26 protein-coding genes are annotated in these 24493 nt (G+C 69.5%); 15 read left to right on the top strand and 11 right to left on the bottom strand.

Annotated features, from left to right (window positions below; genetic code table 11):
• The first annotated feature begins 259 nt into the window (after positions 1-259).
• The 6 genes from sufB (at position 260) to BJ963_RS05660 (ending at position 6082) form a co-directional block, all read left to right on the top strand.
• The gene (sufB, locus tag BJ963_RS05685; protein ID WP_089910696.1) at positions 260-1678 is read left to right on the top strand and encodes a Fe-S cluster assembly protein SufB; all 1419 of its coding nucleotides are present in this window, start codon (positions 260-262) and stop codon (positions 1676-1678) included.
• Positions 1675-2901 (top strand): Fe-S cluster assembly protein SufD, encoded by a 1227-nt coding sequence (gene sufD, locus BJ963_RS05680; RefSeq protein ID WP_179455211.1) that lies wholly within the window; start codon positions 1675-1677, stop codon positions 2899-2901. The genes sufB and sufD overlap by 4 nt, the downstream gene beginning before the upstream one ends.
• Complete coding sequence (locus BJ963_RS05675) at positions 2901-3230, top strand: non-heme iron oxygenase ferredoxin subunit (protein WP_089910701.1); 330 nt, start codon at positions 2901-2903, stop codon at positions 3228-3230. The genes sufD and BJ963_RS05675 overlap by 1 nt, the downstream gene beginning before the upstream one ends.
• A 2-nt stretch (positions 3231-3232) precedes the next feature.
• Positions 3233-4024: a Fe-S cluster assembly ATPase SufC gene (gene sufC, locus BJ963_RS05670; protein ID WP_089910704.1), complete on the top strand. Its 792-nt coding sequence runs from the start codon at positions 3233-3235 to the stop codon at positions 4022-4024.
• 23 nt (positions 4025-4047) lie between these two features.
• Positions 4048-4377, top strand: a complete 330-nt coding sequence (locus tag BJ963_RS05665; protein WP_089910706.1) for a metal-sulfur cluster assembly factor — start codon at positions 4048-4050, stop codon at positions 4375-4377.
• 106 nt (positions 4378-4483) lie between these two features.
• Positions 4484-6082: an ABC-F family ATP-binding cassette domain-containing protein gene (locus BJ963_RS05660; RefSeq protein ID WP_089910709.1), complete on the top strand. Its 1599-nt coding sequence runs from the start codon at positions 4484-4486 to the stop codon at positions 6080-6082.
• 91 nt (positions 6083-6173) lie between these two features.
• On the opposite strand, the gene BJ963_RS05655 is transcribed toward BJ963_RS05660, so the two are convergent.
• From BJ963_RS05655 to BJ963_RS05645, 3 genes are read right to left on the bottom strand one after another with little or no spacing between them, the layout of a single operon-like run.
• Positions 6174-7037 carry an SURF1 family cytochrome oxidase biogenesis protein gene (locus tag BJ963_RS05655; RefSeq protein WP_179455209.1) on the bottom strand — a complete coding sequence of 288 codons (864 nt, stop codon included), beginning with the start codon at positions 7035-7037 and terminating at the stop codon, positions 6174-6176.
• Complete coding sequence (locus BJ963_RS05650; protein ID WP_172824184.1) at positions 7034-7264, bottom strand: hypothetical protein; 231 nt, start codon at positions 7262-7264, stop codon at positions 7034-7036. Before BJ963_RS05650 ends, BJ963_RS05655 begins: the two co-directional genes overlap by 4 nt.
• Positions 7265-7269: 5 nt before the next feature.
• Positions 7270-7578 (bottom strand): DUF3099 domain-containing protein, encoded by a 309-nt coding sequence (locus BJ963_RS05645; protein WP_218857024.1) that lies wholly within the window; start codon positions 7576-7578, stop codon positions 7270-7272.
• 89 nt (positions 7579-7667) lie between these two features.
• Between BJ963_RS05645 and fabG the strand changes: the two genes are divergently transcribed.
• The gene (fabG, locus tag BJ963_RS05640) at positions 7668-8378 is read left to right on the top strand and encodes a 3-oxoacyl-ACP reductase FabG (RefSeq protein ID WP_179455207.1); all 711 of its coding nucleotides are present in this window, start codon (positions 7668-7670) and stop codon (positions 8376-8378) included.
• 80 nt (positions 8379-8458) lie between these two features.
• Here the strand turns inward: fabG and serB are convergent, their stop codons facing one another.
• Both serB and BJ963_RS05630 read right to left on the bottom strand, forming a co-directional pair.
• Positions 8459-9121 (bottom strand): phosphoserine phosphatase SerB, encoded by a 663-nt coding sequence (gene serB / locus BJ963_RS05635; RefSeq protein WP_089910720.1) that lies wholly within the window; start codon positions 9119-9121, stop codon positions 8459-8461.
• On the bottom strand, positions 9118-10362 hold the full coding sequence (locus BJ963_RS05630; RefSeq protein ID WP_089910722.1) for a glucose-1-phosphate adenylyltransferase: 1245 nt from the start codon (positions 10360-10362) through the stop codon (positions 9118-9120). The genes serB and BJ963_RS05630 overlap by 4 nt, the downstream gene beginning before the upstream one ends.
• Positions 10363-10409: 47 nt before the next feature.
• Here BJ963_RS05630 and glgA point away from each other — a divergent pair, with 47 nt between their 5' ends.
• The 3 genes from glgA to BJ963_RS05615 all read left to right on the top strand — a co-directional run bounded on the left by glgA (position 10410) and on the right by BJ963_RS05615 (position 12838).
• Positions 10410-11600 (top strand): glycogen synthase, encoded by a 1191-nt coding sequence (gene glgA, locus BJ963_RS05625; RefSeq protein ID WP_179455205.1) that lies wholly within the window; start codon positions 10410-10412, stop codon positions 11598-11600.
• Positions 11601-11630: 30 nt separating this feature from the next.
• The gene (locus BJ963_RS05620) at positions 11631-12431 is read left to right on the top strand and encodes an ABC transporter ATP-binding protein (protein ID WP_089910728.1); all 801 of its coding nucleotides are present in this window, start codon (positions 11631-11633) and stop codon (positions 12429-12431) included.
• Positions 12432-12586: 155 nt separating this feature from the next.
• Complete coding sequence (locus tag BJ963_RS05615) at positions 12587-12838, top strand: type B 50S ribosomal protein L31 (RefSeq protein ID WP_018191113.1); 252 nt, start codon at positions 12587-12589, stop codon at positions 12836-12838.
• A gap of 60 nt (positions 12839-12898) precedes the next feature.
• Here BJ963_RS05615 and BJ963_RS05610 read toward each other — a convergent pair whose 3' ends face one another.
• The 3 genes from BJ963_RS05610 to treS all read right to left on the bottom strand — a co-directional run bounded on the left by BJ963_RS05610 (position 12899) and on the right by treS (position 15798).
• A complete protein-coding gene (locus tag BJ963_RS05610; RefSeq protein WP_089910733.1) occupies positions 12899-13216 on the bottom strand; it encodes a DUF4190 domain-containing protein in 318 nt (105 codons plus the stop codon).
• Positions 13217-13285: 69 nt separating this feature from the next.
• Complete coding sequence (locus tag BJ963_RS05605; RefSeq protein ID WP_179455203.1) at positions 13286-13972, bottom strand: exonuclease domain-containing protein; 687 nt, start codon at positions 13970-13972, stop codon at positions 13286-13288.
• Between the two features lie 116 nt (positions 13973-14088).
• The gene (treS, locus tag BJ963_RS05600) at positions 14089-15798 is read right to left on the bottom strand and encodes a maltose alpha-D-glucosyltransferase (RefSeq protein ID WP_179455201.1); all 1710 of its coding nucleotides are present in this window, start codon (positions 15796-15798) and stop codon (positions 14089-14091) included.
• A gap of 199 nt (positions 15799-15997) precedes the next feature.
• Here treS and BJ963_RS05595 point away from each other — a divergent pair, with 199 nt between their 5' ends.
• Entirely contained in the window at positions 15998-16921 is a 924-nt protein-coding gene (locus tag BJ963_RS05595) for an alpha/beta fold hydrolase (protein WP_179455199.1), read from the top strand.
• Positions 16918-17991, top strand: a complete 1074-nt coding sequence (locus tag BJ963_RS05590; RefSeq protein WP_179455197.1) for a glycosyltransferase — start codon at positions 16918-16920, stop codon at positions 17989-17991. Before BJ963_RS05595 ends, BJ963_RS05590 begins: the two co-directional genes overlap by 4 nt.
• An 85-nt stretch (positions 17992-18076) precedes the next feature.
• Here the strand turns inward: BJ963_RS05590 and BJ963_RS05585 are convergent, their stop codons facing one another.
• Both BJ963_RS05585 and BJ963_RS05580 read right to left on the bottom strand, forming a co-directional pair.
• The gene (locus BJ963_RS05585) at positions 18077-18676 is read right to left on the bottom strand and encodes a histidine phosphatase family protein (RefSeq protein ID WP_179455195.1); all 600 of its coding nucleotides are present in this window, start codon (positions 18674-18676) and stop codon (positions 18077-18079) included.
• Between the two features lie 35 nt (positions 18677-18711).
• The gene (locus BJ963_RS05580; RefSeq protein WP_179458042.1) at positions 18712-19557 is read right to left on the bottom strand and encodes a Sir2 family NAD-dependent protein deacetylase; all 846 of its coding nucleotides are present in this window, start codon (positions 19555-19557) and stop codon (positions 18712-18714) included.
• A gap of 76 nt (positions 19558-19633) precedes the next feature.
• On the opposite strand from BJ963_RS05580, the gene BJ963_RS05575 reads away from it, so the two are divergent.
• Both BJ963_RS05575 and BJ963_RS05570 read left to right on the top strand, forming a co-directional pair.
• The gene (locus BJ963_RS05575; RefSeq protein WP_179455193.1) at positions 19634-20458 is read left to right on the top strand and encodes a TrmH family RNA methyltransferase; all 825 of its coding nucleotides are present in this window, start codon (positions 19634-19636) and stop codon (positions 20456-20458) included.
• 19 nt (positions 20459-20477) lie between these two features.
• Positions 20478-21734 (top strand): D-alanyl-D-alanine carboxypeptidase family protein, encoded by a 1257-nt coding sequence (locus BJ963_RS05570; protein WP_343037231.1) that lies wholly within the window; start codon positions 20478-20480, stop codon positions 21732-21734.
• Positions 21735-21767: 33 nt separating this feature from the next.
• Here the strand turns inward: BJ963_RS05570 and BJ963_RS05565 are convergent, their stop codons facing one another.
• Positions 21768-22556, bottom strand: a complete 789-nt coding sequence (locus BJ963_RS05565) for an SGNH/GDSL hydrolase family protein (RefSeq protein WP_089910759.1) — start codon at positions 22554-22556, stop codon at positions 21768-21770.
• A 160-nt stretch (positions 22557-22716) separates the two neighbouring features.
• On the opposite strand from BJ963_RS05565, the gene BJ963_RS05560 reads away from it, so the two are divergent.
• Positions 22717-24489, top strand: coding sequence for a DEAD/DEAH box helicase (locus BJ963_RS05560; protein WP_089910762.1), 1773 nt, complete (start codon positions 22717-22719; stop codon positions 24487-24489).
• Positions 24490-24493: the final 4 nt, after the last annotated feature.

Below are 24493 nucleotides of genomic sequence, written 5' to 3'. Positions count from 1 at the left end.
CTACTAATACCGCGCCGCACCTGTAGAATTGGTGGGTTCGAGGAACGCGCATCCCAGCGCGTGGCGCGGCCGGTTTCTCCGTCCATCGCCGGGGCATCGTGGCCCGTCTCTCCGAACAGTCTAGGTACGCACGTGTTGGTACGCAGTCACCGCCACCCGCACAATCAGGACGCTCAGGAGCGACCGGCGTGAGCCGTGTTCTCCGAGGGGAATGAGCCGGACTGATATCCGGTTACGAGTGGAAGGAAACGAGGTAGATATGTCAGACATCCTGATCGATCGGCCTGAGCTCGCCTCTTTGGGGCAGTACGAGTTCGGCTGGTCGGATTCCGACGCCGCGGGGTCCACCGCTCGTCGCGGTCTCTCGCCCGAGGTGGTGAAAGACATCTCGGCGCTCAAGAAGGAGCCCGAGTGGATGCTGCAACGCCGCCTCAAGGCCCTCCAGCTGTTCGAGCGCAAGCCCATGCCGACCTGGGGCGCCGACCTGTCGGAGATCGACTTCGACAACATCAAGTACTTCGTCCGCTCCACCGAGAAGCAGGCGCAGAGCTGGGAAGACCTCCCGGAGGACATCCGGAACACCTACGAGAAGCTCGGCATCCCGGAGGCGGAGCGCCAGCGCCTCGTCGCCGGCGTCGCCGCGCAGTACGAGTCCGAGGTCGTCTACCACCAGATCCGCGAAGACCTCGAGCAGCAGGGCGTCATCTTCCTCGACACCGACACCGCGCTCCGCGAGCACCCCGAGATCTTCGAGGAGTACTTCGGCACGGTCATCCCGGCGGGCGACAACAAGTTCGCCGCGCTGAACACCGCTGTGTGGTCGGGCGGCTCGTTCGTCTACGTGCCGAAGGGCGTCCACGTCGAGATCCCGCTGCAGGCCTACTTCCGCATCAACACGGAGAACATGGGCCAGTTCGAGCGGACCCTGATCATCGCGGACGAGGGCAGCTACGTCCACTACATCGAGGGCTGCACGGCGCCGATCTACAAGTCGGACTCGCTGCACTCCGCGGTCGTGGAGATCATCGTCAAGAAGAACGCGCGGGTCCGCTACACGACCATCCAGAACTGGTCCAACAACGTCTACAACCTCGTCACCAAGCGGGCGACCGCGGCCGAGGGCGCGACCATGGAGTGGATCGACGGCAACATCGGCTCCAAGGTGACGATGAAGTACCCGTCGATCTACCTGATGGGCGAGCACGCCAAGGGCGAGACGCTGTCCGTCGCCTTCGCCGGCCCCGGTCAGCACCAGGACGCCGGCGCCAAGATGATCCACATGGCGCCGTACACGCAGTCGTCGATCGTCTCCAAGTCGATCGCACGCGGCGGCGGCCGCGCGGGCTACCGCGGCGAGGTGCGGGTGGACGCGAACGCGCACCACTCCGCCAACACCGTGCGCTGCGACGCGCTGCTCGTCGACACGATCTCGCGGTCCGACACCTACCCGGCCATCGACATCCGCGTCGACGACGTGCAGCTCGGCCACGAGGCGACCGTGTCGCGCGTGAGCGAGGAGCAGCTGTTCTACCTGATGTCGCGCGGGCTCCCGGAGGACGAGGCCATGGCGATGATCGTCCGCGGCTTCATCGAGCCGATCGCCCGCGAGCTCCCGATGGAGTACGCACTGGAACTCAACAAGCTCATCGAGATGGGCATGGAAGGCTCTGTCGGATGACGCAGATCGAGACGACGACGACCGACACGGCCGCCCCCGCCCCGAAGCACCTGCGCGCGCCCGTCCCCGTCCAGAGCCGCGCCGAGCGGTTCACATCGACGGAGGTCTCCGACTTCCCCGCGGTGACCGGTCGCGAGCCGATGTGGAAGTACACGCCCGTCGCGCGGCTCCAGGAGCTCATCACGGGTGAGCTGGACGGCTCGCCGTACGTGTACGACGTGACCGCCGCTCCCGGTGTGACCACCGCGTGGATCACGCGGGACGACGCCAGGATCGGTGCAGGCGGGAAGCCGGAGGACCGCGCGTCCGCCAACGCCTGGACGGCCTTCGAGCAGGCCCTGCTCGTGACCATCGGAGCCGACCTCAGCGGCGACCGCCGCGAGGTGACGCTCACGCGTTCCGCCCTCGGCGGACCGGCGCGCGCAGCGCACACGGTCGTCGAGGTGGCCCCCGGAGCGGTCGCTACGCTGATCCTGCAGAACACCGGATCGGCGCACCTGACCGAGAACGTCGAGTTCCTGCTGGGGAAGGACGCCGACCTCACCGTCGTGTCGCTCCAGGAGTGGGACGACGACGCCCTCCACGTCGCCGCCCACTTCGCCGAGCTGGGCGAGGGCGCGCGCATCAAGCACGTGGCCGTCACGCTCGGCGGCGGGGTCGTCCGGCTCAACCCGTCCGCCCACCTGGCGGGCGCCCGGTCGGACGCCGAACTCCTCGGCGCCTACTTCGCCGACGCCGGCCAGCACCTCGAGCAGCAGGTGTACGTCTTCCACGACGGCCCCGAGACCCGCAGCCGCGTGACCTACAAGGGCGCGCTGCAGGGCGTCGGCGCGCGCACGGTCTGGATCGGCGACGTGCTGATCGGCCCGTCGGCCGTCGGCACCGACACCTACGAGCAGAACCGCAACCTCGTCCTGACCGACGGCGCCCGCGCCGACTCCGTGCCGAACCTCGAGATCGAGACCGGCGACATCCTCGGGGCCGGTCACGCGAGCGCCACCGGCCGGTTCGACGACGAGCAGCTGTTCTACCTGCAGTCCCGCGGCATCCCGGAGGAGGAGGCGCGCCGTCTGGTCGTGCGCGGCTTCCTCGCCGAGATCGTCCAGCAGATCGGCTCGCCGGCGCTCCAGGAGCGCCTGCAAGCGAAGATCGAGGACGAGCTGGAGTCGGCGACGGTCACCGCGTCGACGCCGTCCGCGCCGAACGCCGGGGCCGAGCACTGATGGCGGGTCAGCGCGTCGCGGCCGTCGCGGAGCTGGTCGAGAACCAGGCCACCCGCGTCGTGCTCGACGGCGTCCCCATCGCCGTCGTCAAGGACTCGTCCGGTGCGGTGCACGCCATCGGCGACACCTGCACCCACGGCGAGATCTCGCTGTCCGAGGGCTTCGTCGAGGACGAGACCCTGGAGTGCTGGGCCCACGGGTCCCAGTTCTCCCTGGTCACCGGCAAGCCCCTCAACCTCCCGGCCTACGAGCCGGTCCCCGTGTTTCCCGTCGAGATCATCGACGGAGACGTCTTCATCGACCCCAGCGCCCCGAAAGTGAACAAGTAACCATGTCAGTCCTCGAGATCCGCGACCTCCACGTCACCGTCGAGACGGACCAGGGCACCAAGCCCATCCTGAACGGCGTCGACCTCACCATCAACGAGGGTGAGATCCACGCGATCATGGGCCCGAACGGCTCCGGCAAGTCCACCCTCGCCTACACGATCGCCGGTCACCCGAAGTACACGGTGACCCAGGGCAGCATCACGCTCGACGGCGAGGACGTCCTCGCGATGACCGTCGACGAGCGCGCCCGCGCCGGGCTCTTCCTCGCGATGCAGTACCCGGTCGAGATCCCCGGCGTGACCAACACCAACTTCCTCCGCACCGCCAAGACGGCGATCGACGGCCAGGCGCCGTCCATCCGCACCTGGGTGAAGGACGTCCGGGAGTCGATGGGTGCGCTGCGCATGGACTCGTCGTTCGCCGAGCGCAACGTCAACGAGGGCTTCTCGGGCGGCGAAAAGAAGCGCAACGAGATCCTCCAGCTGGAGCTGCTCAAGCCGAAGTTCGCCGTGCTCGACGAGACCGACTCCGGCCTCGACGTCGACGCGCTCAAGATCGTGTCGGAGGGCGTCAACCGGGCGAAGGCCAACACCGGGCTCGGCATCCTGCTGATCACGCACTACACGCGCATCCTGCGCTACATCAAGCCGGACTTCGTGCACGTGTTCGTCGCCGGCCGCGTCGCCGAGCAGGGCGGCCCCGAGCTGGCCGACCGCCTGGAGGAGGAGGGCTACGACCGCTACGTCGACGCCCCCGAGCCTGCGGCCGCATCGGCGGCCGAGGTCGGTTCCTGAGCTTCGAGAGGTAGAATCCCACCATGCCCGCCACTCTGAGTCCCGCGCTCTTCGACCAGGTCGAAGAGGCGCTGAAGGACGTCATGGATCCCGAGCTCGGGATCAACGTCGTCGACCTGGGCCTCATCTACGATCTGGCCTGGGACGACGAGAACAACGCGCTCATCATCTCGATGACGCTCACCAGTGCCGGCTGCCCGCTGACCGACGTGCTCGAAGAGCAGACGGCTGAGGCGCTCGACGGGATCGTCGAGGCCTTCCGCATCAACTGGGTGTGGATGCCGCCGTGGGGTCCCGAGCGGATCAGCGACGACGGGCGCGACATGATGCGCGCCCTCGGCTTCGCCATCTGAACATCCCCCTTTCCAACAGTTCCGGACTTTTTCGACCGCGCCGTGGCGTGTCGGGCCGAAAAAGTCCGGAACTGTTTGCTGAGAACCGAGTAGAGAAGAGAACGACGTGCTTGCCGTGCAGGGGCTGGAGCTGCGCGTTGGCGCACGCCTTCTGATGGAGGACGTGAGCTTCCGCGTCGCCGACGGGGACAAGATCGGACTCGTCGGCCGCAACGGCGCCGGCAAGACGACGCTTACCAAGGTCCTCGCCGGCGACCTGCTGCCGACCGCCGGAAAAGTGGACCGCTCCGGGGAGCTCGGCTACCTGCCGCAGGATCCCCGATCCGGCAACCTCGACGACCTGGCTCGCACGCGCATCCTCGACGCCCGGGGCCTCGGCTCGATCGTGCTCGGGATGCAGCAGGCCACCGTCGACATGGCGAGCACCGACTCCGCCGTGTCCGAAGCGGCGATGAAGAAGTACGGACGGCTGGAGGAGCGCTTCCACCTGCTCGGCGGGTACGCCGCCGAGGCCGAGGCCGCATCCATCGCCTCCAATCTCAACCTGCCCGACCGCATCCTCGACCAGCCGCTGAAGACGCTGTCGGGCGGCCAGCGCCGGCGCATCGAGCTGGCGCGCATCCTGTTCTCCGATGCCCGCACGATGATCCTGGACGAGCCGACCAACCACCTGGACGCCGACTCGGTGATCTGGCTGCGTGAGTTCCTGAAGAACTACACCGGTGGATTCATCGTCATCTCGCACGACGTCGAACTGGTCGGCGAGACGGTCAACCGGGTCTTCTACCTGGATGCGAACCGCCAGGTCATCGACATCTACAACATGGGCTGGAAGAACTACCAGCGTCAGCGCGCCGCCGACGAGGAGCGTCGCAAGAAGGAGCGCGCGAACGCCGAGAAGAAGGCGGGCGCCCTGCAGCTGCAGGCCGCCAAGTTCGGCGCGAAGGCGACGAAGGCCGCGGCGGCGCACCAGATGGTCGCGCGTGCCGAGAAGCTGCTCGCCGGGCTGGAGGACGTGCGCCAGGTCGACCGGGTCGCCAAGCTGCGGTTCCCGACCCCGGCGCCGTGCGGCCGCACGCCGCTGCAGGCGAGCGACCTGTCCAAGAGCTACGGCTCGCTGGAGATCTTCACCGCCGTCGATCTGGCCATCGACCGCGGCTCGAAGGTCGTGGTGCTCGGGCTGAACGGTGCGGGCAAGACCACCCTGCTCCGGATGCTCGCGGGCGTCGACAAGCCCGACACCGGGCAGGTCGAGCCCGGCCACGGACTGCGGGTCGGCTACTACGCCCAGGAGCACGAGACGATCGACGTCGAGCGCAGCGTGCTCCAGAACATGGTGTCGTCATCGCCGTCGCTCACCGAGACGGAGGCCCGCAGGGTGCTCGGCTCGTTCCTGTTCACGGGGGACGACGCGCACAAGCCGGCGGGCGTGCTCTCCGGCGGCGAGAAGACCCGGCTCGCCCTGGCGATGATCGTCGTCTCCGGCGCGAATGTGCTGCTGCTCGACGAGCCGACCAACAACCTCGACCCGGCGAGCCGCGAGGAGATCCTGGATGCGCTGGCGCACTACGAGGGCGCGGTCGTCCTGGTCAGCCACGACGAGGGAGCGGTGGAGGCGCTGAACCCGGAGCGCGTCCTCATCCTCCCCGACGGCGTCGAGGACCACTGGTCGCGCGACTACCTCGACCTCATCTCTCTCGCCTGACCCCTCCGCGCCTCCGTCGAGTACACAAAAATTGCACGCCCAGAGGCTCTGGGGCGTGCAATTTGTGCGTACTCGACGGGGGCGGGGAGGGTCAGCGCGCGGCGTCGAGGAGTTCGTCCTCCACGTCGGCGTCGGTGCGCTTGGCGCGGCGGCGCCGCTCGCGGGCCGCAGCGCGCTCGCGTTCTGCGGGGTCGTCGGAGTTGCGCTTGCGGTACTCCGTGACCAGCGCGTAGCCGAGGCCGAAGAATCCGATCAGGGCGAAGATGATCCACTGGATCATGTACGACCAGTGCAGGCCCTCGTCCTGCGTCGGCGGGCTGGTGACGGTCGGCGTCGGCGCGGTGGCGGGAGCCGGGTCCTCGCTGTCGAGCAGTCCGTATGCGCCGGTGTAGACGTCGGCCCCTCCGAGCTTCTGCTCGACGACGGAGAGCTGGATGGTGCCCACCTGATCGCCCGTCGCTGTGCGCCCGGCGATGGCCGGTTCGCTGGCCTTCAACCGCGCGACGACGGTCACGGTGCCGGCCGGCGCGGCCGGAACGTGGTCGGGGGAGTCGGTGGTGTTGCCGGTGGGGACCCAGCCGCGGTCCACGATGAACAGCGAGCCATCGGCTGTGCGGAGCGGCGTCAGCACCTCGAAGCCGGGGTTGCCGTTGAAGGGGCGGTTGCGGACGAGCAGCTGCTTGTCTCGTTCGTACGTGCCCGTCACGGTGACGCGCTTCCACTCCTGCTTCGGCGAGTACGAGCCCAGCGTCGGCAGCTCGTCGGCCAGGGGAACGGGAGCCTGGTCGAAGTTCGCCGTCACGAGGGCGTTCGCGGCAGCGGCCTCCTTGCTGCGCGCGAGCTGCCAGTTGGACAGGAAGCCGCACGCGATGGCGAACACGATCGCGAACGCCAGGTACCCGAGCCAGCGGCGGGAGAACGCGAAGCGCCACCCTCCGGTCGTCGATCCGGTCACGCGATCGGCCTCTCAGCGGCGACCTCGGATCCCTCGGCCGGCACGACGCGCAGCGGGAAGTCGCGTGCGGCCAGGAACTCGCGCAGGTAGTCGACATGCTCGTCGCACGCCAGCCACACCTTCACCCGGTCGGCCGAGTGGATGCGGGGGTTGCGCCACTCGATGCGCCACGATGCGGTCTCCCGGCAGCCGGCGCGCGAGCACGTCAGGGGCTCCGGCTCGCCCATCCCGATCACTGGCCCTCCCGCGGCTCGTCCTTCGGCGCCTGCGGAGTGGGCGCAACAGGAACGATACTGCCTGGACGCTGAACGGCGACTCGACCCTGCTCCACCGAGACGTTGGCGATGACCACGGCGAAGTAGGGCAGGAAGATCGCTCCGACGAGCGGGATGGCGGCCCACCAGCCGGGGACGATCACGGCGGCGACGAGGCAGAGCACGCGGACGCCCATGGCGACCGAATACTTGATCATCCGGTGCCGTCGCTCCTCATCGGGAGAGAGGGGGAGACTCGTGATCGACGGTGCTGAGGGCTTCTTCATGTGCGTTGCCTCCAGCGTACGTCCATAAACTTGGGTTCGGCCCTGCTGGGGTCGAATCTGCAGAAAGCCGTCTTCCTGAAGGGAATCGCATGACCACGCCACGCACCGTCCTCGTCACCGGAGGCAACCGGGGGATCGGCTACGCCATCGCCGAGGAGTTCGTCGCCCAGGGCCACCGGGTGGCGGTCACCGCGCGGTCCGGCGAGGGCCCGGCGGGCGCGCTGACGGTGCGTGCGGACGTCACGGACACCGCCTCCGTGGATGCCGCCTTCGCCGAGGTGGAGGAGAAGCTCGGTCCGGTGGAGGTCGTCGTCGCGAACGCGGGCATCACCAAGGACACGCTGCTGATGCGGATGACGGACGAGGAGTTCGACTCGGTCGTCGAGACGAACCTCGGCGGCGCGTTCCGTGTCGTGAAGCGGGCGAACAAGGGGATGCTGAAGGCGCGGTTCGGCCGGATCGTCCTGATCTCCAGCGTCGTCGGTCTGTTCGGCGGCGCCGGGCAGGTCAACTACGCGTCGTCGAAGGCCGGGCTGGTCGGCATGGCGCGGTCCATCACCCGTGAGCTGGGCGCGCGCGGCATCACCGCGAACGTCGTCGCGCCTGGGTTCATCGAGACCGACATGACGGCGGCGCTCCCCGAGGCGCAGCAGGCCGAGTACAAGAAGAGCATCCCGGCCGGCCGCTTCGCGTCGGCCTCGGAGGTCGCGAAGGTCGTGACGTGGATCGCCGGAGATGACGCCGGCTACATCTCCGGCGCGGTCATCCCCGTCGACGGCGGTCTCGGGATGGGGCACTGACCCACGCACACAGCTCCTGAGTTTTTCGGCCCGCGATCGGTGTATCGGGCCGGAAGACTCAGGAGCTGTCGGCTGGGGGCTCAGCCGCGGAGGCCGAGGAGGGGGAGCACCTGCGAGAGGTCCGGCCGGTCGATGACCAGGTCGGCCTCCGCCCGCACCCGCGGCTTCGCGTTGAAGGCGACGGAGAGGCCCGCCTCCGCCATCATCCGCAGGTCGTTCGCTCCGTCGCCGATGGCCACGGTCTGCCGCAGGTGCACGCCGGCGTCGGCGGCCCAGAGCAGCAGCGCCTGAGCCTTGGCCGCCGCATCCACCACCGGTCCGTCGACCTCGCCGGTGAGCCGGCCGTCCTCGACCACGAGCCGGTTGGCGCGCCAGTGGTCGAGCCCGAGGCGTTCGCCGATAGGGTCGAGCAGCTCGTGGAAGCCGCCGGACACCACGCCGACGACGCCGCCGGCCGCCTGGACCCCGGCGATGAGCTCCGGGACGCCCTCGGTCACCCGGATGCGCTCACCGACGTGCTGGAACACGGCGGCGGGCAGGCCCGCGAGGGTGCGGACGCGTTCGCGCAGGCTCTCTTCGAAGTCGAGCTCGCCGCGCATGGCGCGCTCGGTGATCTCGGCGACCTCCGGACGGGACCCCGCCTCATCGGCGAGCAGCTCGATGACCTCGTCCTGGAGCAGCGTGGAGTCGGCGTCGAGGACGACGAGGACGGAGGCGGACCTGGGGTGCTGTTCGGTCGTCATGGAACGACGTGGACGCCCTTGCCGACCACGGTGATGCCCGAGTCGGTCACGGTGAAGCCCCTGGCGCGGTCGCGATCCGCATCCACGCCGATCTGGGCGCCCTCGGCGACCACCACGTCCTTGTCGAGGATGGCGCGGCCGACGAACGCGTTCGGCTCGATGATCGCGCGCTCGAAGACGACCGAGTCGACGACCTTCGCGCCGGAGTCGACCTTCGCCCACGGGCCGAGGACGCTGCGCTCGAGGTGGGCGCCGGAGATCACCGAGCCGAGCGAGACGATGGAGTCGATGGTCGTGCCGAGGGCGCCGCGTCCGTCGCGCACGATCTTCGCCGGCGGGGAGTTGAGCACCTGGCTGAAGATCGGCCAGGACCGGTTGTACAGGTTGAACACCGGCAGGGCCGAGATGAGGTCCTGGTGGGCCTCGAAGAACGAGTCGATCGTCCCGACGTCGCGCCAGTAGTAGCGGTCGCGGTCGGTCGATCCGGGGACGTCGTTGTTGTTGAAGTCGTAGACCGCCGCCTCGCCGCGGGCCACGAAGTCGGGGATGATGTCGCCGCCCATGTCGTGGTTGGAGTCGGGACGGTCGCCGTCGCGCACCACGGCGTCGATGAGCGCATCGGCGTCGAAGACGTAGTTGCCCATGGAGGCGAGGACCTCGTCGGGCGAGTCGGGCAGGCCGATCGGGTCGCGCGGCTTCTCGCGGAACGCGCCGATGCGGTCGGTGCGCTCCGGCTCGACCTCGATGACGCCGAACTGGTCCGCGAGCCCGATCGGCTGGCGGATCGCGGCCACCGTCGCCGGGGCCCCGGAGGCGATGTGCGCCTCGATCATCTGGGCGAAGTCCATCCGGTACACGTGATCGGCGCCGACGACGACCACGATGTCCGGCTTCTCGTCGCGCAGCAGGTTGAGGCTCTGCAGGATGGCGTCCGCCGACCCGGAGAACCATCGCTTGCCGAGCCGCTGCTGAGCAGGGACGGACGCGATGTACGAGTTGGTGATGCCGTCGAGGCGCCAGGTCTGCGAGACGTGGCGGTCGAGGCTGTGCGACTTGTACTGGGTGAGGACGACGATCTGGCGCAGTTGCGAGTTGATCAGGTTCGACAGGGCGAAATCGATGAGGCGGTACTGCCCGCCGAACGGGACGGCGGGCTTCGCCCGGTCCGCCGTCAACGGCATCAGCCGCTTTCCCTCTCCGCCCGCGAGGACGATGCCGAAGATCTTCTTGCCTGATGCCATGTCCACAACAGTAGAGGCGAACTGATCGCTGTACTAGCGTTTCGGACATGCGCGTCGATCTGCTCACCCGGGAGTATCCGCCGGACATCTACGGCGGGGCCGGGGTCCATGTGACCGAGCTCGTGAAGGCTCTGCGGACCGACACCGAGGTGATCGTCCGCGCCTTCGGCGAGCCGCGGGACGAGCCGGATACGGCCTCCTACCGCGTGCCCGCCGAACTCGCCGACGCCAACGGGGCGATCGCCACGCTCGGTGTCGATCTGCAGATGGCGCAGGACTGCGGGGGAGCGGATGTCGTCCACTCGCACACCTGGTATGCGAACGGCGCCGGCCACCTGGCGAAGCTGCTGCACGGCGTCCCGCACGTCGTCACGGCGCACAGCCTGGAGCCGCTCCGGCCGTGGAAGGCCGAGCAGCTCGGCGGCGGCTACCGCGTGTCCAGCTGGATCGAGAAGACCGCGTTCGAGGCCGCCGACACCGTGATCGCGGTCAGCGACGGGATGCGCCGCGACATCCTCGCCTCGTATCCGGAGCTCGACCCGACCAAGGTCGTCACCATCTACAACGGCATCGACCTCGAGCGCTGGCAGCCGCTGCGCGACGACGACCGCGCGCGAGCCCTCGGGATCGACCCCGACCGCCCGGCCGTCATCTTCGTCGGCCGCATCACACGCCAGAAGGGGCTGCCATATCTGCTGCGGGCGGCCAGGATGCTGCCGCCCGAGGTACAGGTCATCCTGTGCGCCGGCGCTCCGGACACTCCGGAGATCCTGGCCGAGGTGACGGGTCTCGTGGAGGAGCTGCAGCGCGAGCGCGACGGCGTGGTCTGGATCGACCGCCTGCTCCCGAACGACGACCTCCGCATCGCGCTGACCGCATCCACCGTCTTCGTCTGCCCGTCCATCTACGAGCCGCTGGGGATCGTCAACCTCGAGGCGATGGCGTGCGGGCTTCCCGTGGTCGGCACGGCCACCGGCGGCATCCCCGAGGTCATCGTGGACGGCGTGACCGGACGACTCGTGCCGATCCGGCAGCTGCAGGACGGCACGGGCACCCCGACCGACCCGGACGCCTTCGTCGCCGATCTCGCGGCGGCACTCACCGAGGTGGCCTCCGACCCGGCGCGAGCGGCCGAGATGGGCCGCGCAGGGCGTGAGCGGGCGGAGACCTCGTTCAGCTGGACGGCCATCGCGGAGCAGACCCGGGACGTGTACCGCTCCCTCGCCGGTCGTCACTGAGGGGTGCCCGGCGACGCTAGGCTGGAGGCTATGGCCGACAGCGTTCTCCGACTTTCCGACGTGTCCGTTGTGCGGGACGGCAACCCCGTCCTGAAGGGTATCGACTGGACGGTCGAACCGGACGAGCGGTGGGTCATCCTGGGCAGGAACGGCGCGGGGAAGACGACCCTGCTGCAGATCGCCGCGGCGGCTCTGCACCCGAGCTCGGGAGAGGCCGTCGTGCTGGGGGAGTCGGTCGGCCACACCGACCTCGCAGAGCTGCGACCGCTGCTGGGCTTCGCCTCGAGCGCGCTCGCCCGGCGCATCCCGCGGAACGAGCGCGTGCTGGATGTCGTGATGACCGCCGCGTATGCCGTGACCGGCCGCTGGAACGAGCTGTATGAGGACATCGACGAGCGCCGTGCCCACCGGGTGCTCTCCGAATGGCACCTCGACCACCTCGCCGAGCGCACCTTCGGCAGCCTCTCCGACGGTGAGCAGAAGCGGGTGCAGATCGCCCGGTCGGTGATGACGGATCCGGAGATCCTGCTGCTCGACGAGCCGGCGGCGAGCCTCGACCTCGGCGGTCGCGAGGAGCTGCTTCAGCTGCTCGGCGGGTACGCCAGCGACCCCAAATCGCCCGCGATCGTGATGGTCACGCACCACGTCGAGGAGATCCCGCAGGCGTTCAACCGCGCGCTGCTGCTCAAGGACGGCGAGATCACCGCCCAGGGCCCGATCGGCGATGTGCTGACGAGCGAGAACCTCAGTGCGACCTTCGACATCGACGTGGAGATCACGGAGTCGGACGGCCGCTACACCGCCCGGGCGCGCCAGGGCGTCGAAGGCTGATCGCCCGCCCGCGATCTGCTAGACTCGATAGCTGGTCCCCGAACCGTTCGCGCCGTCATGGCTGCGATCCCGGGCTCGCGGGTCTGAAGCTTCCCGTCCACGCGGTCTGCGCGGACACGACCGAACCGACTACTAGCTGCAACAAGGAAGTCCTGATGAAGACTGGCATCCACCCCGACTACGCCCCGGTGGTTTTCCGCGACCTGGCCTCGGGTGCGACGTTCCTCACCCGCTCCACCGTCTCGAGCGACAAGACCATCGAGTGGGAGGACGGCAACACCTACCCGGTGATCGACGTCGAGATCTCCTCCGAGTCGCACCCGTTCTACACGGGCAAGCAGCGCATCATGGACTCGGCCGGCCGCGTCGAGAAGTTCAACTCGCGCTACAAGAGCTTCGGCAAGTAAGCCGCACGACGAAGGCCCCCGTCCACCGGACGGGGGCCTTCGTCGTTCCGCGGCGGGCGGTCAGTTGTAGTTGTAGTTGCTCATCGCGGCGCCGAGCGACGCGAAGAAGATGATGGCGAAGATGATGCCGAAGGCCACCGAGACGAAGCCGATAATGATGGCCGCGATCGCGAGGCCCCGGCCCTGCTCGCCGGTGCGCTTGATCTGGTTGAGGGCGATGAAGCCCAGGATGATGCCGACGATGTTGACGAAGAAGGACAGGATGAAGGCCACGATCGACATGGTGTTCCAGCCGGGCTGCGCGCCCTGGTACTGCTGCTGGTAGCCGGCGGGCTGCTGCGGCGGGAGGGGCTGCGGGTTCAGGTTGGAGTCGCTCATGCGGCACAATCTAGCGGCCCAGCGGCGCGTGCAGAAGCCCCCGCATGCGGGTGGCAGCTCAGCGGGGGCTCAGCGGATGGGCCACGCGCCCGAGGTCGTGAACCCGGGGTCGCGCTCCCGGCGCATGTACTCCTGGAAGTCGGCGGCCTGCTCGCGGCACCAGTCCACCTGGCGACGGTGAAGCTCAGCGGCCTCCAGGGCGAGGGCCTCGGCGTGGATGCGGGCGAGCGCCTGCGCGACCCGGCCGGCCGCGATGGCGTCGGCTCCGGCGTCGTGGGCGGCGAGGAGGTCGACGCCGTAGTGGGTCGCGGTGACCGTGAGCGTCCGCTTGCCGCGGCGGTACTTGTCCACCGCCTTGTCGATGACTAGCGGGTCGATGATGGGGCCGGGGGAGACGAGCGGGGCGACGCTGTGGCGGCGGGCCTCGCGGTCGAGCAGCGTGAAGTCGTACGGCGCGTTGTAGGCGACGACGGGGATGCCGCGATCGAACAGGCTGCGCAGCTGCGCAACGATCGCCGCGACCGCCCTGGCCGCATCCATTCCGTGCTCGCGGGCGCGGTCGGTCGTGATGCCGTGGACGGCCGTCGCCTCGGCCGGGATCTCGACCTGCGGGTCGATCAGCCAGTCGCGGCGGTGCAGCACCTCACCGGTCTCGTCGAGGAGACCGACGTGGGCGGTGACGATCCGGGCCGATTCGACGTCGATTCCGGTGGTCTCGAGGTCGAACACCCCGAGTCGCTGGTGCCACGTGCTCATGCCCTCAGGCTAAGCCGACCCACCGTCATCCCTGTGGATGGCGCGCCGAGTCGTGAGTCGTTGCCGGTATCCGGGTCGAGTGGTGACGTGATGTCGCAGCTCGGGAGGGGGACGGGTCAGTCGCGGCGCGGCTCCATGTGCAGCCAGTAGAAGTTCTGGGTGCCGAGGGTGAGCGTGAAGCGGCCGTCGTCGGCGACGGTCGGGAACTCCGCGCCTCCGAACAGGTCGTACAGCGTGCGGCCGGCGAACTCGGGCGCCTCCAGAGTGACCGACACGGGATTGTGCGCGAACGAGAACACGCACAGCACGTCCTCCGGCTGGTCGCCGAAGTGCGTGCCGCTGCCCTCGTACGAGCGCACGAACGCCAGGACGGACTCGTGGTCGGTCGGCAGCACGCGGATGTCGCCCAGCCCGAACACGGGATGCGCCTTCCGCACGTGGATCACGTTGCGGATCCAGTGCAGCAGCGACCGCGACTGCGCGAGCTGCGCCTCGACGTTGACCTGGTTGTAGTGGAACACCAGCGACTGGACCACCGGAAGGTACAGCTTGCCCGGGTCGGCGCTGGAGAAGCCGGCGTTGCGGTCGGGCGTCCACTGCATGGGCGTGCGCGAGCTGTCGCGATCCGGCAGCCAGATGTTGTCGCCCATCCCGATCTCGTCGCCGTAGTACAGGAACGGGCTGCCCGGCAGCGAGAACAGCAGCGCGTGGGCCAGCTCCAGCTCCGCCCGGGAGTTGTCGAGCAGCGGCGCGAGGCGGCGCCGGATGCCGATGTTGGCGCGCATCCGCGGGTCGTAGGCGTACCAGCCGTACATCGCCTGCCGGTACTCCTCGCTGACCATCTCGAGCGTCAGCTCGTCGTGGTTGCGCAGGAACACGCCCCAGGCGGCGCCGTCGGGCACGTCCGTCGTCTCGGAGAGCACCCGGACGAGCTCGCTGGCCTGCTGCGACCTCAGTGCGTAGAAGATGCGCGGCATCACCGGGAAGTCGAAGGCCATGTGGCACTCCGGCTCCTCCTCGCTGCCGAAGAACGCCGCCACCTCGCGCGGCCACTGGTTGGCCTCGGCGATCATGATGCGGCCGGGGTACTCGCGGTCGACCCATTCGCGCAGCTTGATGATGAACTCATGGGTCTTCGGCTCGCCCTCGCCGTTGCCCTCGTCGGACTCGTAGAGGTAGGGGATGGCGTCGAGCCGGAAGCCGTCGACGCCGAGATCGAGCCAGAACCGGACGACGTCGTACATCGCCTCGTGCACGGCCGGGTTCTCGAAGTTGAGGTCCGGCTGGTGCGAGAAGAAGCGGTGGAAGTAGAACTGCCGCCTGGCCTCGTCGAACGCCCAGTTGGAGTCCTCGGTGTCGACGAAGATGATGCGGATGTCCGGCCACTTGTCGTCCGTGTCGTTCCACACGTAGAAGTCGCCGAACGGCCCCTCCGGATCGGAGCGCGACTGCTGGAACCACTCGTGCTGATCGGAGGTGTGGTTGATCGGCAGGTCGATGATGATGCGCATGTTGCGCTCGTGGGCTTTGGTGACGAGCTCGCGGAACTCATCGATCGTGCCGAACTCCGGGAGGATCGACGTGAAGTCGGAGACGTCGTAGCCGCCGTCGCGCAGGGGCGACTGGAAGAACGGCGGGAGCCAGAGCGCATCGATCCCGAGCCACTGCAGGTAGTCGAGCTTCGAGGTCAGTCCCGCGATGTCGCCGGACCCGTCGCCGTTGCTGTCGACGAACGAGCGGACCATGACCTCGTAGAAGACCGACCGGCGGTACCACTGCCGATCGAGGGCGAGCCCGGGCAGCGTGATGGGCGCGGTGAAACTCACGGTTCTCCTTCTGGCGGGGTGGTTCGGGGGCGGTGCCGGAGCGGGATGAAGCGGGGGCGGTGCGTGGACGGTGCGGTGATGCACTCGATGATGCCGGGCGGGCCGCCGGGGGAGCGGCATCCGGTGCAAGCGATTACATCCAGTGAAGTCTAGGGCGTGCGAGCGGTGCCCTGTCCAGTCCTGCCTAGACTGGGAAGCGATGACTGTCTCCTCACCCTACGCCGCCGCTCTGGAGCGGGTGCCCGTGCGCGAAGAGGCGGTCCCGGTCCTGGGCTCGACCACGCGGTTCTGGGACTACGGCGACCGGGATGCGACGACCACCCTGGTGCTCGTGCACGGCTTCCGCGGCGATCACCACGGCTTGGAGCCGGTGGTCGCGCAGCTGCACGGCATCCGCATGATCTCGCCCGACCTCCCGGGCTTCGGTGCGTCGACGCCGATGACCGAGGCGGCGCATGACGTCGCCGGCTACGGCCGCTGGCTGCGCGCCTTCGTCGCCGCGTCGGGGCTGAGCGGCCGGGTGGTGCTGCTCGGCCACTCCTTCGGATCCATCGTCGTCGCCGGTGCGCTGGCGGATGCGGACACCGCAGCGGACGCCGAACGTCCCGCCGGCGTCGTGCTGGTGAACCCGATCGGCCAGCCCGCGCTCGAGGGCCCGCGCGGTGTGTTCACGCGGCTCGCGGTGTTCTACTACTGGCTCGCCTCGGTGCTCCCCGAGCGGCTCGGGTTCGCGTTGCTGCGCAACCGCGTGATCGTCCGCGTGATGAGCATGGCCATGGCGAAGACGAAGGAGCCGGCGCTGCGACGCTGGATCCACGACCAGCACGACCGTTACTTCTCCGCGTTCAGCGACCGGCGCGTCGTGCTCGAGGCGTTCCGCGCCTCCGTCGCGCACGACGTCAGTGAGTACGCGGCGCGCATCCCGGAGCGCACCCTGCTCGTCGCCGCCGAGAAGGACGACATCACGCCCATCGCGGCCGAGTACCGCCTGCAGACGGTGTTCCCGGCGGCGGAGCTCGTCGTCATCCCGGAGGTCGGCCACCTCATCCACTACGAGACCCCGGCGGCCGCGGCCCGCGCCATCCAGCGGTTCGTCGCCGAACTCGCGGAGGAGCGACCGTGAGGATCCTGTTCGACTGCCGCTACACCCGCATCGGCCGGCACGACGGCATCAGCCGCTACACCGCCGGGCTCGTGAGGGCCCTAGCGAAGCGGCACCCGGTGACCATGCTCATCAGCGACCACCGCCAGCTGGACCTGCTGCCCGATCTGCCCTGGGAGATCATCCCCGCACCCACGTCGGTGGGGGAGCCGTGGGTCGCCCGGACGGTCAACCGCCTCAGGCCGGACGTGGTCTTCACGCCGATGCAGACGATGGGCGGCTTCGGCCGGAAGTACCTGCTCGTGCTGACCGTCCACGACCTGATCTACTACCGGCACCCGACGCCGCCGCGCGACCTGCCGGCGTTCGTGCGCGGACTCTGGCGGCTGTACCACCTGGCCTGGTGGCCGCAGCGCCTGCTGCTGAACCGATCGGACGCCGTCGTCACCGTGTCGGAGACCACGAAGGGGCTGATCGCCGAGCACCGTCTGACCAAGCGGCCGGTGCACGTCGTCCCGAACGCCGCCGACATGCCCGAGCTCGCGCCAGGGCGGGCGGAGCGCACGGCGGCGGAGAGCAAGAGCCTGGTCTACATGGGCTCGTTCATGCCGTACAAGAACGTGGACACACTGGTGCGCGCCACCGCGCTGCTGCCGGACTACACGCTCCACCTGATGAGCCGGGTGACGGATGCAGAACGGCGGCGCCTGACGGAGCTCGCCCCGGGGGCGCGGATCGTCTTCCACGACGGCGCCAGCGACGAGGACTACGCGGAGACGCTCGCCGCGGCGACCGCTCTCGTGACCGCGTCGCACGACGAGGGGTTCGGCATCCCGCTGGTTGAGTCGATGACGCTCGGAACGCCGGTGGTCGTCAGCGACATCCCGATCTTCCGGGAGATCGGCGGGGAGGCCGCGCTGTACTTCGACGCGGACGCCCCGGAGCAGCTCGCCGCGCGCATCCGGCACCTGGAGGACGACGGCGTGTGGGCGGCGCGGTCGGCGGCCGCGCGCGCTCAGGCCGCCCGGTACACCTGGGACGCGTCGGCGGAGCGGCTGCTCGGCGTGCTCACGGAGGTCGCGTCGCGCTGACGGCCGTCTGTGGGTCGCGACGCGCCGTTATCGGCGGGTCAGAACGGCGTGTTGCGACCCCTGGATGCGGCGGGGTGGCGTTCCGTCACATGACGGAGGCGGTGAACAGGTCGCGGTCCTCCGGACCGAGGTTGAAGCGGTCGAGCGTGAGGTCGCCGTCGTCGTAGCGGAAGCGGTGCACGGAGCCGTTCGGGATGAGCTCGCCCGGCCCGGGCAGTGCGTGGTCGGTGACGTGGCGCACGAGCGACGAGATGACGCCGCCGTGGCTGACCACGATGAGGTTCTCGCCGGGGTGCCGCTCCCCGAGCTCGCGGAGCGCGGGAAGGGCGCGGGCGACGACCTCGTCGCGGGTCTCGCGACCCGGCACGGGCGTCCCGTCCGGCCAGCGGGCCAGGATCTGCTCGCCGGTCAGCCCCTCGGCCTCTCCGTACTGCCGTTCCGCGACGGCCGGCAGGCGTTCCGGCTCGCCCAGCCCGACGTGACCGGCGATGATGCGCGCCGTGTCGAGCGCCCGCGAGAGCGGGCTGGCGTAGATCGCGTCGAACCGTCCGCCCGCGAGCGCGCGTCCCGTCGCCTCCGCCTGGTCCCGGCCCGTCGCATTGAGCGGGATGTCGCTGGAGCCCTGGATGCGCTTCGCGAGGTTCCAGTCGGTCTGGCCGTGCCGCACCAGCGAGATGAAGGTCACACGCGTCCTTTCGTCACGGGACGCGCGCCGTCGGCTCAGGCCAGCCGTTCGGCCAATTCGACCAGTGTCTCCGTCGTCCCACCGTCCAGCTTAATGGTCGCGCGACCGTCGCCCTTGGTCGCGCCGCGGTTGACGATGACGATCGGGAGCCGACGGCGCCTGGCCTCCTCGAGCAGGCGGATGCCGGAGTTGACGACCAGCGACGACCCGGCGATCACGAGGGCCTCCGCCGAGCGGACCAGCGCGCTGGCCTCGCGATACTTCTCGGCGGGCACGAACTCGCCGAAGAACACGACGTCCGGCTTCAGGCGTCCGCCGCACACGGTGCAGTCCGGGACGACGAAGGCGTCGATATCGGTGACGACGGCATCGCCGTCCGGCGCGATCTCGACGGCGCCCTCCGTGTCGAGCCACGGGTTCGCGGCGTCGATGCGGGAGGTGATCGCCTCGCGCGCGAAGATCTGGCCGCAGACGAGGCAGAGGACGCGGTCCATCGCGCCGTGCAGGTCGACGACCTTGCGCGACCCCGCCTGCTTGTGCAGGCCGTCGACGTTCTGCGTGATGACACCGTTTGCGGCGCCCGACGACTCCAGAGCCGCCAGGGCGCGGTGGCCGTCGTTGGGCTGCGCGGCGGCGAAGCGGCGGTAGCCGAGGTGGCTGCCCGCCCAGTAGCGCTTGCGGAAGCGGTCGTCGGCGAGGAACTGCTGAAACGTCATCGGCGTGCGCTTCGGTGCGCCCTCGCCGCGGTAGTCCGGGATACCGGAGTCGGTGGACACGCCGGCACCGGTCAGAACGGCGAAACGGCGGCCGGAGAGCAGCTCGACGGTCTGGTCGATCCCGCGGGCGAGCTCCGGCGGGAGCTCGGTCGTCAGCGTGGTCACAGGCACCTCCAGATCCTCTTTGAGTCTAAACACCCCAGTTTTCCGATTTGTTTCGTGCGGCTGGCAGTGTAGAGCCATGCTCCTGCACCGCATCGACGACCTGGAGGCCGGCGGTCTCGCCGACTACTCGCGTCTCACCGATGTCGCTCTGCGGCGGGTGACCGAGCCGGAGGGCGGCCTGTACATCGCCGAGTCGACGAAGGTGATCACCCGCGCGCTGGCCGCCGGGCACCGACCGCGGTCCGTGCTGCTGCAGGAGCAGTGGCTCGCGGACGTGGAGCCGCTGCTCGCTCCGTACCCCGACGTCCCGGTCTTCGTCGGTGACGCGGCCGTGCTGGAGCGGCTCACCGGCTACCACCTGCACCGCGGCGCCCTCGCGGCGATGCACCGCCCGGTGCTGCCCGATCCGGCCGACCTGATGCGGGATGCGCGGCGCGTCGTGGTGCTGGAGGACATCGTCGACCACACCAACGTCGGGGCGATCTTCCGCTCGGTCGCCGGCCTCGGCGCGGACGCCGTGCTGGTCACCCCGCGGTGCGCCGATCCGCTGTACCGCCGGAGCGTCCGCGTGTCGATGGGCACGGTGCTGCAGGTGCCGTGGACCCGGCTGCCCGAGTGGGACGACGCCGTTCCGCTGCTGCACGATGCGGGGTTCGACATCGCCGCGCTGGCGCTGTCCGACGATGCGGTGACGCTCGACGCCTATGCGGCCGACCCGCCGGAGCGCGTCGCGATGGTGTTCGGAGCGGAGGGGGACGGGCTGAGCCGCCGGGCCCTGGCGGCGGCGGACACCGTCGTCACCATCCCGATGCTGCACGGCGTCGACTCGCTCAACGTGGCGTCGGCATCCGCGGTGGCGTTGTGGGCGCTCAGCGCGCGTTCTCAGCCGCAGCAGGGATAGCCGCCGCTAAAATCCGAGGGTGCCCCAGCAAGTTCTCGTCGATCCGCCGCGCCGTGTCTCGCGGACGGTGTACCGCCGGCGCCGGATCGTCGTCTTCGGAACCGTGATCGCCGTCCTCCTCGCGTTCGTCTACGTTGTCGGGTCGCTGGTCGCGCCCGTCCCGGCGACAGCCGCCGTCACCGCGCACGGCAAGCAGCTGGTCCAGCCGGCCGCGCAGCTGGCGTGGCCCGGGTACGGCTCCTCCGCGATCGTCGCCCCCGACTACCCGGGTGCCTCGGCGTCGCACGGCAGCGACGCGAGCGTGCCGATCGCCAGCATCACGAAGACCATCACCGCACTCGTGGTGCTGGAGAAGAAGCCGCTGAACGGCGACGACCAGGGTCCGGACATCGCGTTCACGCAGCGCGACGTGAACATCTGGCACGACGTCGTCGCGGCCGGCGGTTCGTGGGCACCGGTGGTCGCCGGCACCTCGATGACCGAGAAGCAGGCGCTGGAGGCGATGCTCCTGCCCTCCGCGAACAACTACGCGATCTCGCTGGCGAACTGGGCGTATGGCTCGACGAGCGCCTACGTCTCCGCCGCGAACGATTGGCTCGCGAAGAACGGCTTCAGCGGAACGAAGATCACGACCCCGGACGGCCTCGACCCCGGCAACGTGAGCACGACGAAGGACCTCATCGGCATCGGGAAGCTCGTGCTGGCGTCGCCCGTGCTGTCGTCGATCGTGTCGCAGAAGAACGCGAACCTGCCAGGAGCCGGGTCGCAGGACAACACGAACACCCTCCTCGGTTTCGAGGGGATGGACGGCATCAAGACCGGCAACACCGACGAGGCGGGCAACTGCCTGCTCTTCTCGGCGGAGCTCCCGGTCGGTGCGACGAAGGTGCGGGTGCTCGGCGTCGTGCTCGGCGCGCCCACCCACGACGACCTGTGGGCGGGTGTCCAGGCGCTCCTCACCAGCATGAAGAACGGCTTCCACCAGGTCACGCCGGTCGAGAAGGGCCAGGTGTTCGGGACCTACACCACCGCCTGGGGAGCGACATCGAAGCTGGTCGCGACCGAGACGAAGTCGTTCCTGGTGTGGTCGGACACGCCGATCGGCGTGGACCTGCAGACCCGACCGCTGTCGTCCGGATTCAAGGGCGACATCCTCGGACAGGGCACGTTCACCCTGAACGGGAAGACCGCCACGGTGCCGCTCGCGCTGGCGCGCGATGTGCCGGACCCGGGATTCGGGTGGCGGCTGGCGCATCCGGGCGGCCTCGGCACCTAGCCGCGGACCGGAGGGCCGCCTCGGAACGCCGGGTCAGTCGCCGCTGATCAGGAAGGGACCCGCCTGCGGCCGCTTCGGCGTGACATGGTCGCCGGACGACTGGTGCCGGATGCGGCGAAGGACCCACGGCACGAGGTACTCGCGCGCCCACGAGAGGTCCTCGGCGCGGGCGCGCCGCCAGGTGCGCGGAGGGAGCGGTTCCGGCTGCAGCGGCTGCAGGTCGTTCTCCACGTTGAGCGCGGCGAGGACCATCCGCGCCACGGTGTGGTGGCCGAGCGGCGCGAGGTGCAGGCGGTCGGGCGCCCACATCCGCTGGTCCTGGATCTCGGTCAGCGACCACTGATCGGCGACGATGCAGTCGTAGCGCGCCGCGATGGCGCGGACGTTCTCGTTGTAGATCGCGACCTTGCCGCGGATGCCGCGGAAGACCGGCGAGAAGCCGACGTCGACTCCGGTGAACACCACGATGGTCGCGCCGTCGACGCTCAGCCGCGAGACGGCCTCGTCGAATAGCAGCGCGATCTGGTCGGGGTCGGTCCCCGGCCGGATGACGTCGTTGCCGCCCGCCGAGATCGTGATGAGGTCGGGCCGGAGGGCGACCGCCGCATCCACCTGCTCGTCCAGGATCTGGCGGATCAGCTTGCCGCGGACCGCGAGGTTCGCGTACGCGAAGTCGTCGGTCTGTCTGCTCAGGACCTCGGCCACGCGATCCGCCCAGCCGCGGTGGCCGCCTGGGCTCCCCGGTTCCGGATCGCCGATGCCTTCGGTGAACGAGTCTCCGAGGGCGACGTACCGGGACCAGGGATGCTGTGCTTCCGCCATTGCTCCATTCTGCATCGGACGGCGGTGTCGGCGGGCTCCGGTAGATTTGATCCAAGTGGAGACGTCAGCAGCACCCCAGCCGGAAGAGGCCTCCGGTGACCCCGAACTCAGTGGTCTCGAGCGCGGTGATATCGAGGGCGGAGATATCGAGCGCCCGGGCGTGCACGCGGGAAGCTTCGCCGCTGAGCACCTGTCGCCGTCCTTCCCGGAGCGCGCCGCCTGGGGGACCGCGGGCAAGCTGCGTGCCTGGCAGGCGGAGGCGCTCGATGCGTACTTCGTCCACGAGCCGCGCGACTTCCTCGCGGCGGCGACGCCGGGCGCCGGTAAGACGACCTTCGCGCTGAGGCTCGCGACCGAGCTCCTGTCGCGCCGGGTCGTCGAGCGCGTCACGGTCGTCGCGCCGACCGAGCACCTCAAGCGCCAGTGGGCGGAGGCGGCGGCCCGGGTCGGCCTCCACCTCGATCCGGACTTCAAGAACTCCGATGGCCGCTATGCACGGCACTACCGGGGCGCCGCGGTGACCTACGCGCAGGTGGCCATGCGGCCGAGCCTGCACAAGGACATCACCGAGGCGTACAAGACGCTGGTGATCCTCGACGAGGTGCATCACGGTGGTGACGCCCTGAGCTGGGGAGACGGCATCCGCGACGCCTTCGAGCGCGCGACGCGGCGGCTCTCGCTCACCGGTACGCCGTTCCGCTCGGACACGGCGCCCATCCCGTTCGTGACCTACCTGCCCGACCGCCAGGGCATCCGGACGTCGGTCACCGACTACAACTACGGCTACGGCCGCGCGCTCGAGGACGGCGTCGTCCGTCCCGTCATCTTCATGGTCTACGCCGGGCACATGCGCTGGCGCACCAAGACGGGCGACGAGATGGAGGCGCGGCTCGGCGAGGGCAACACGAAGGACATCACATCGCAGGCGTGGCGGACGGCGCTCGATCCGCGCGGCGAGTGGATCCCGGCCGTGCTGGCGGCGGCCGACCGCCGCCTCACCGAGGTGCGCAACTCCATTCCCGACGCCGGAGGTCTGGTGATCGCGACGGACCACTACGCGGCGCGGGCGTATGCGGACCTGCTGCAGCAGATCAGCGGAGAGCCGGTCACGGTCGTGCTCTCCGACGAGAAGGAGGCCAGCGACCGGATCGCCGAGTTCGCGCAGGGCGACTCGCGGTGGATGGTCGCGGTGCGCATGGTGTCGGAGGGCGTCGACGTGCCGCGGCTGGCCGTGGGCGTGTACGCGACCAGCGCATCCACCCCGCTGTTCTTCGCGCAGGCGATCGGCCGGTTCGTGCGCGCCCGGCGCCGCGGCGAGACGGCCTCCGTGTTCCTGCCGAACGTGCCGACGCTGATGGCGTTGGCGAACGCGATGGAGCTGGAACGCGATCACGCGCTCGACCGCGTCGAGGAGAACACCGAGGGCGACTTGTGGAACCCCGAGGACGCGATGGTGGCCGACGCGAATCGCGAGGAGCGCGCGTCGGAGGCGCTGACGGAGGAGTTCGCGTTCGAGGCGCTGGGGTCGGAGGCCAACTTCGACCGCGTGCTGTACGACGGCAAGGAGTTCGGCAGCTTCGCGGTACCGGGCACGGACGAGGAGCTCGACTTCATCGGCCTCCCCGGCATCCTCGAGCCGGAGCAGGTGCACGAGCTGCTGCTGCAGCGGCAGCAACGACAGGCGCGCCGGCACTCGTCCCGGCCGCCGACCGCGGAGGGGCATCCGCCGCCGACGCTGCACCGGACGCTGAAGGAGCAGCGCCAGCTGCTGAACAGCCTCGTCGGGCTGTATTCGAAGAACTCGGGGGAGCCGCACGGTCTGATCCACGCGGAGCTGCGGCGGGTCTGCGGCGGACCGGCGGTCGCGCAGGCCAGTGTCACCCAGCTCCAGGCGAGGATCGACTTCCTGCGGAAGCGGCTGGGCGCTCATTAGGGTC

It is taken from the genome of Leifsonia soli, assembly GCF_013408745.1.
Lineage (GTDB): Bacteria > Actinomycetota > Actinomycetes > Actinomycetales > Microbacteriaceae > Leifsonia > Leifsonia soli.
This window is presented reverse-complemented; position numbering and strand designations above follow the sequence as displayed.

Bases quoted from the DNA above. Each gene is read 5' to 3' on its own strand.
- sufB (WP_089910696.1), top strand. From the start codon at position 260: ATGTCAGACATCCTGATCGATCGGCCTGAGCTCGCCTCTTTGGGGCAG.
- sufD (WP_179455211.1), top strand. From the start codon at position 1,675: ATGACGCAGATCGAGACGACGACGACCGACACGGCCGCCCCCGCCCCG.
- BJ963_RS05675 (WP_089910701.1), top strand. From the start codon at position 2,901: ATGGCGGGTCAGCGCGTCGCGGCCGTCGCGGAGCTGGTCGAGAACCAG.
- sufC (WP_089910704.1), top strand. From the start codon at position 3,233: ATGTCAGTCCTCGAGATCCGCGACCTCCACGTCACCGTCGAGACGGAC.
- BJ963_RS05665 (WP_089910706.1), top strand. From the start codon at position 4,048: ATGCCCGCCACTCTGAGTCCCGCGCTCTTCGACCAGGTCGAAGAGGCG.
- BJ963_RS05650 (WP_172824184.1), bottom strand. From the start codon at position 7,264: ATGGGCGAGCCGGAGCCCCTGACGTGCTCGCGCGCCGGCTGCCGGGAG.
- BJ963_RS05645 (WP_218857024.1), bottom strand. From the start codon at position 7,578: ATGAAGAAGCCCTCAGCACCGTCGATCACGAGTCTCCCCCTCTCTCCC.
- fabG (WP_179455207.1), top strand. From the start codon at position 7,668: ATGACCACGCCACGCACCGTCCTCGTCACCGGAGGCAACCGGGGGATC.
- serB (WP_089910720.1), bottom strand. From the start codon at position 9,121: ATGACGACCGAACAGCACCCCAGGTCCGCCTCCGTCCTCGTCGTCCTC.
- BJ963_RS05630 (WP_089910722.1), bottom strand. From the start codon at position 10,362: ATGGCATCAGGCAAGAAGATCTTCGGCATCGTCCTCGCGGGCGGAGAG.
- glgA (WP_179455205.1), top strand. From the start codon at position 10,410: ATGCGCGTCGATCTGCTCACCCGGGAGTATCCGCCGGACATCTACGGC.
- BJ963_RS05620 (WP_089910728.1), top strand. From the start codon at position 11,631: ATGGCCGACAGCGTTCTCCGACTTTCCGACGTGTCCGTTGTGCGGGAC.
- BJ963_RS05615 (WP_018191113.1), top strand. From the start codon at position 12,587: ATGAAGACTGGCATCCACCCCGACTACGCCCCGGTGGTTTTCCGCGAC.
- BJ963_RS05610 (WP_089910733.1), bottom strand. From the start codon at position 13,216: ATGAGCGACTCCAACCTGAACCCGCAGCCCCTCCCGCCGCAGCAGCCC.
- BJ963_RS05605 (WP_179455203.1), bottom strand. From the start codon at position 13,972: ATGAGCACGTGGCACCAGCGACTCGGGGTGTTCGACCTCGAGACCACC.
- BJ963_RS05595 (WP_179455199.1), top strand. From the start codon at position 15,998: ATGACTGTCTCCTCACCCTACGCCGCCGCTCTGGAGCGGGTGCCCGTG.
- BJ963_RS05575 (WP_179455193.1), top strand. From the start codon at position 19,634: ATGCTCCTGCACCGCATCGACGACCTGGAGGCCGGCGGTCTCGCCGAC.
- BJ963_RS05565 (WP_089910759.1), bottom strand. From the start codon at position 22,556: ATGGCGGAAGCACAGCATCCCTGGTCCCGGTACGTCGCCCTCGGAGAC.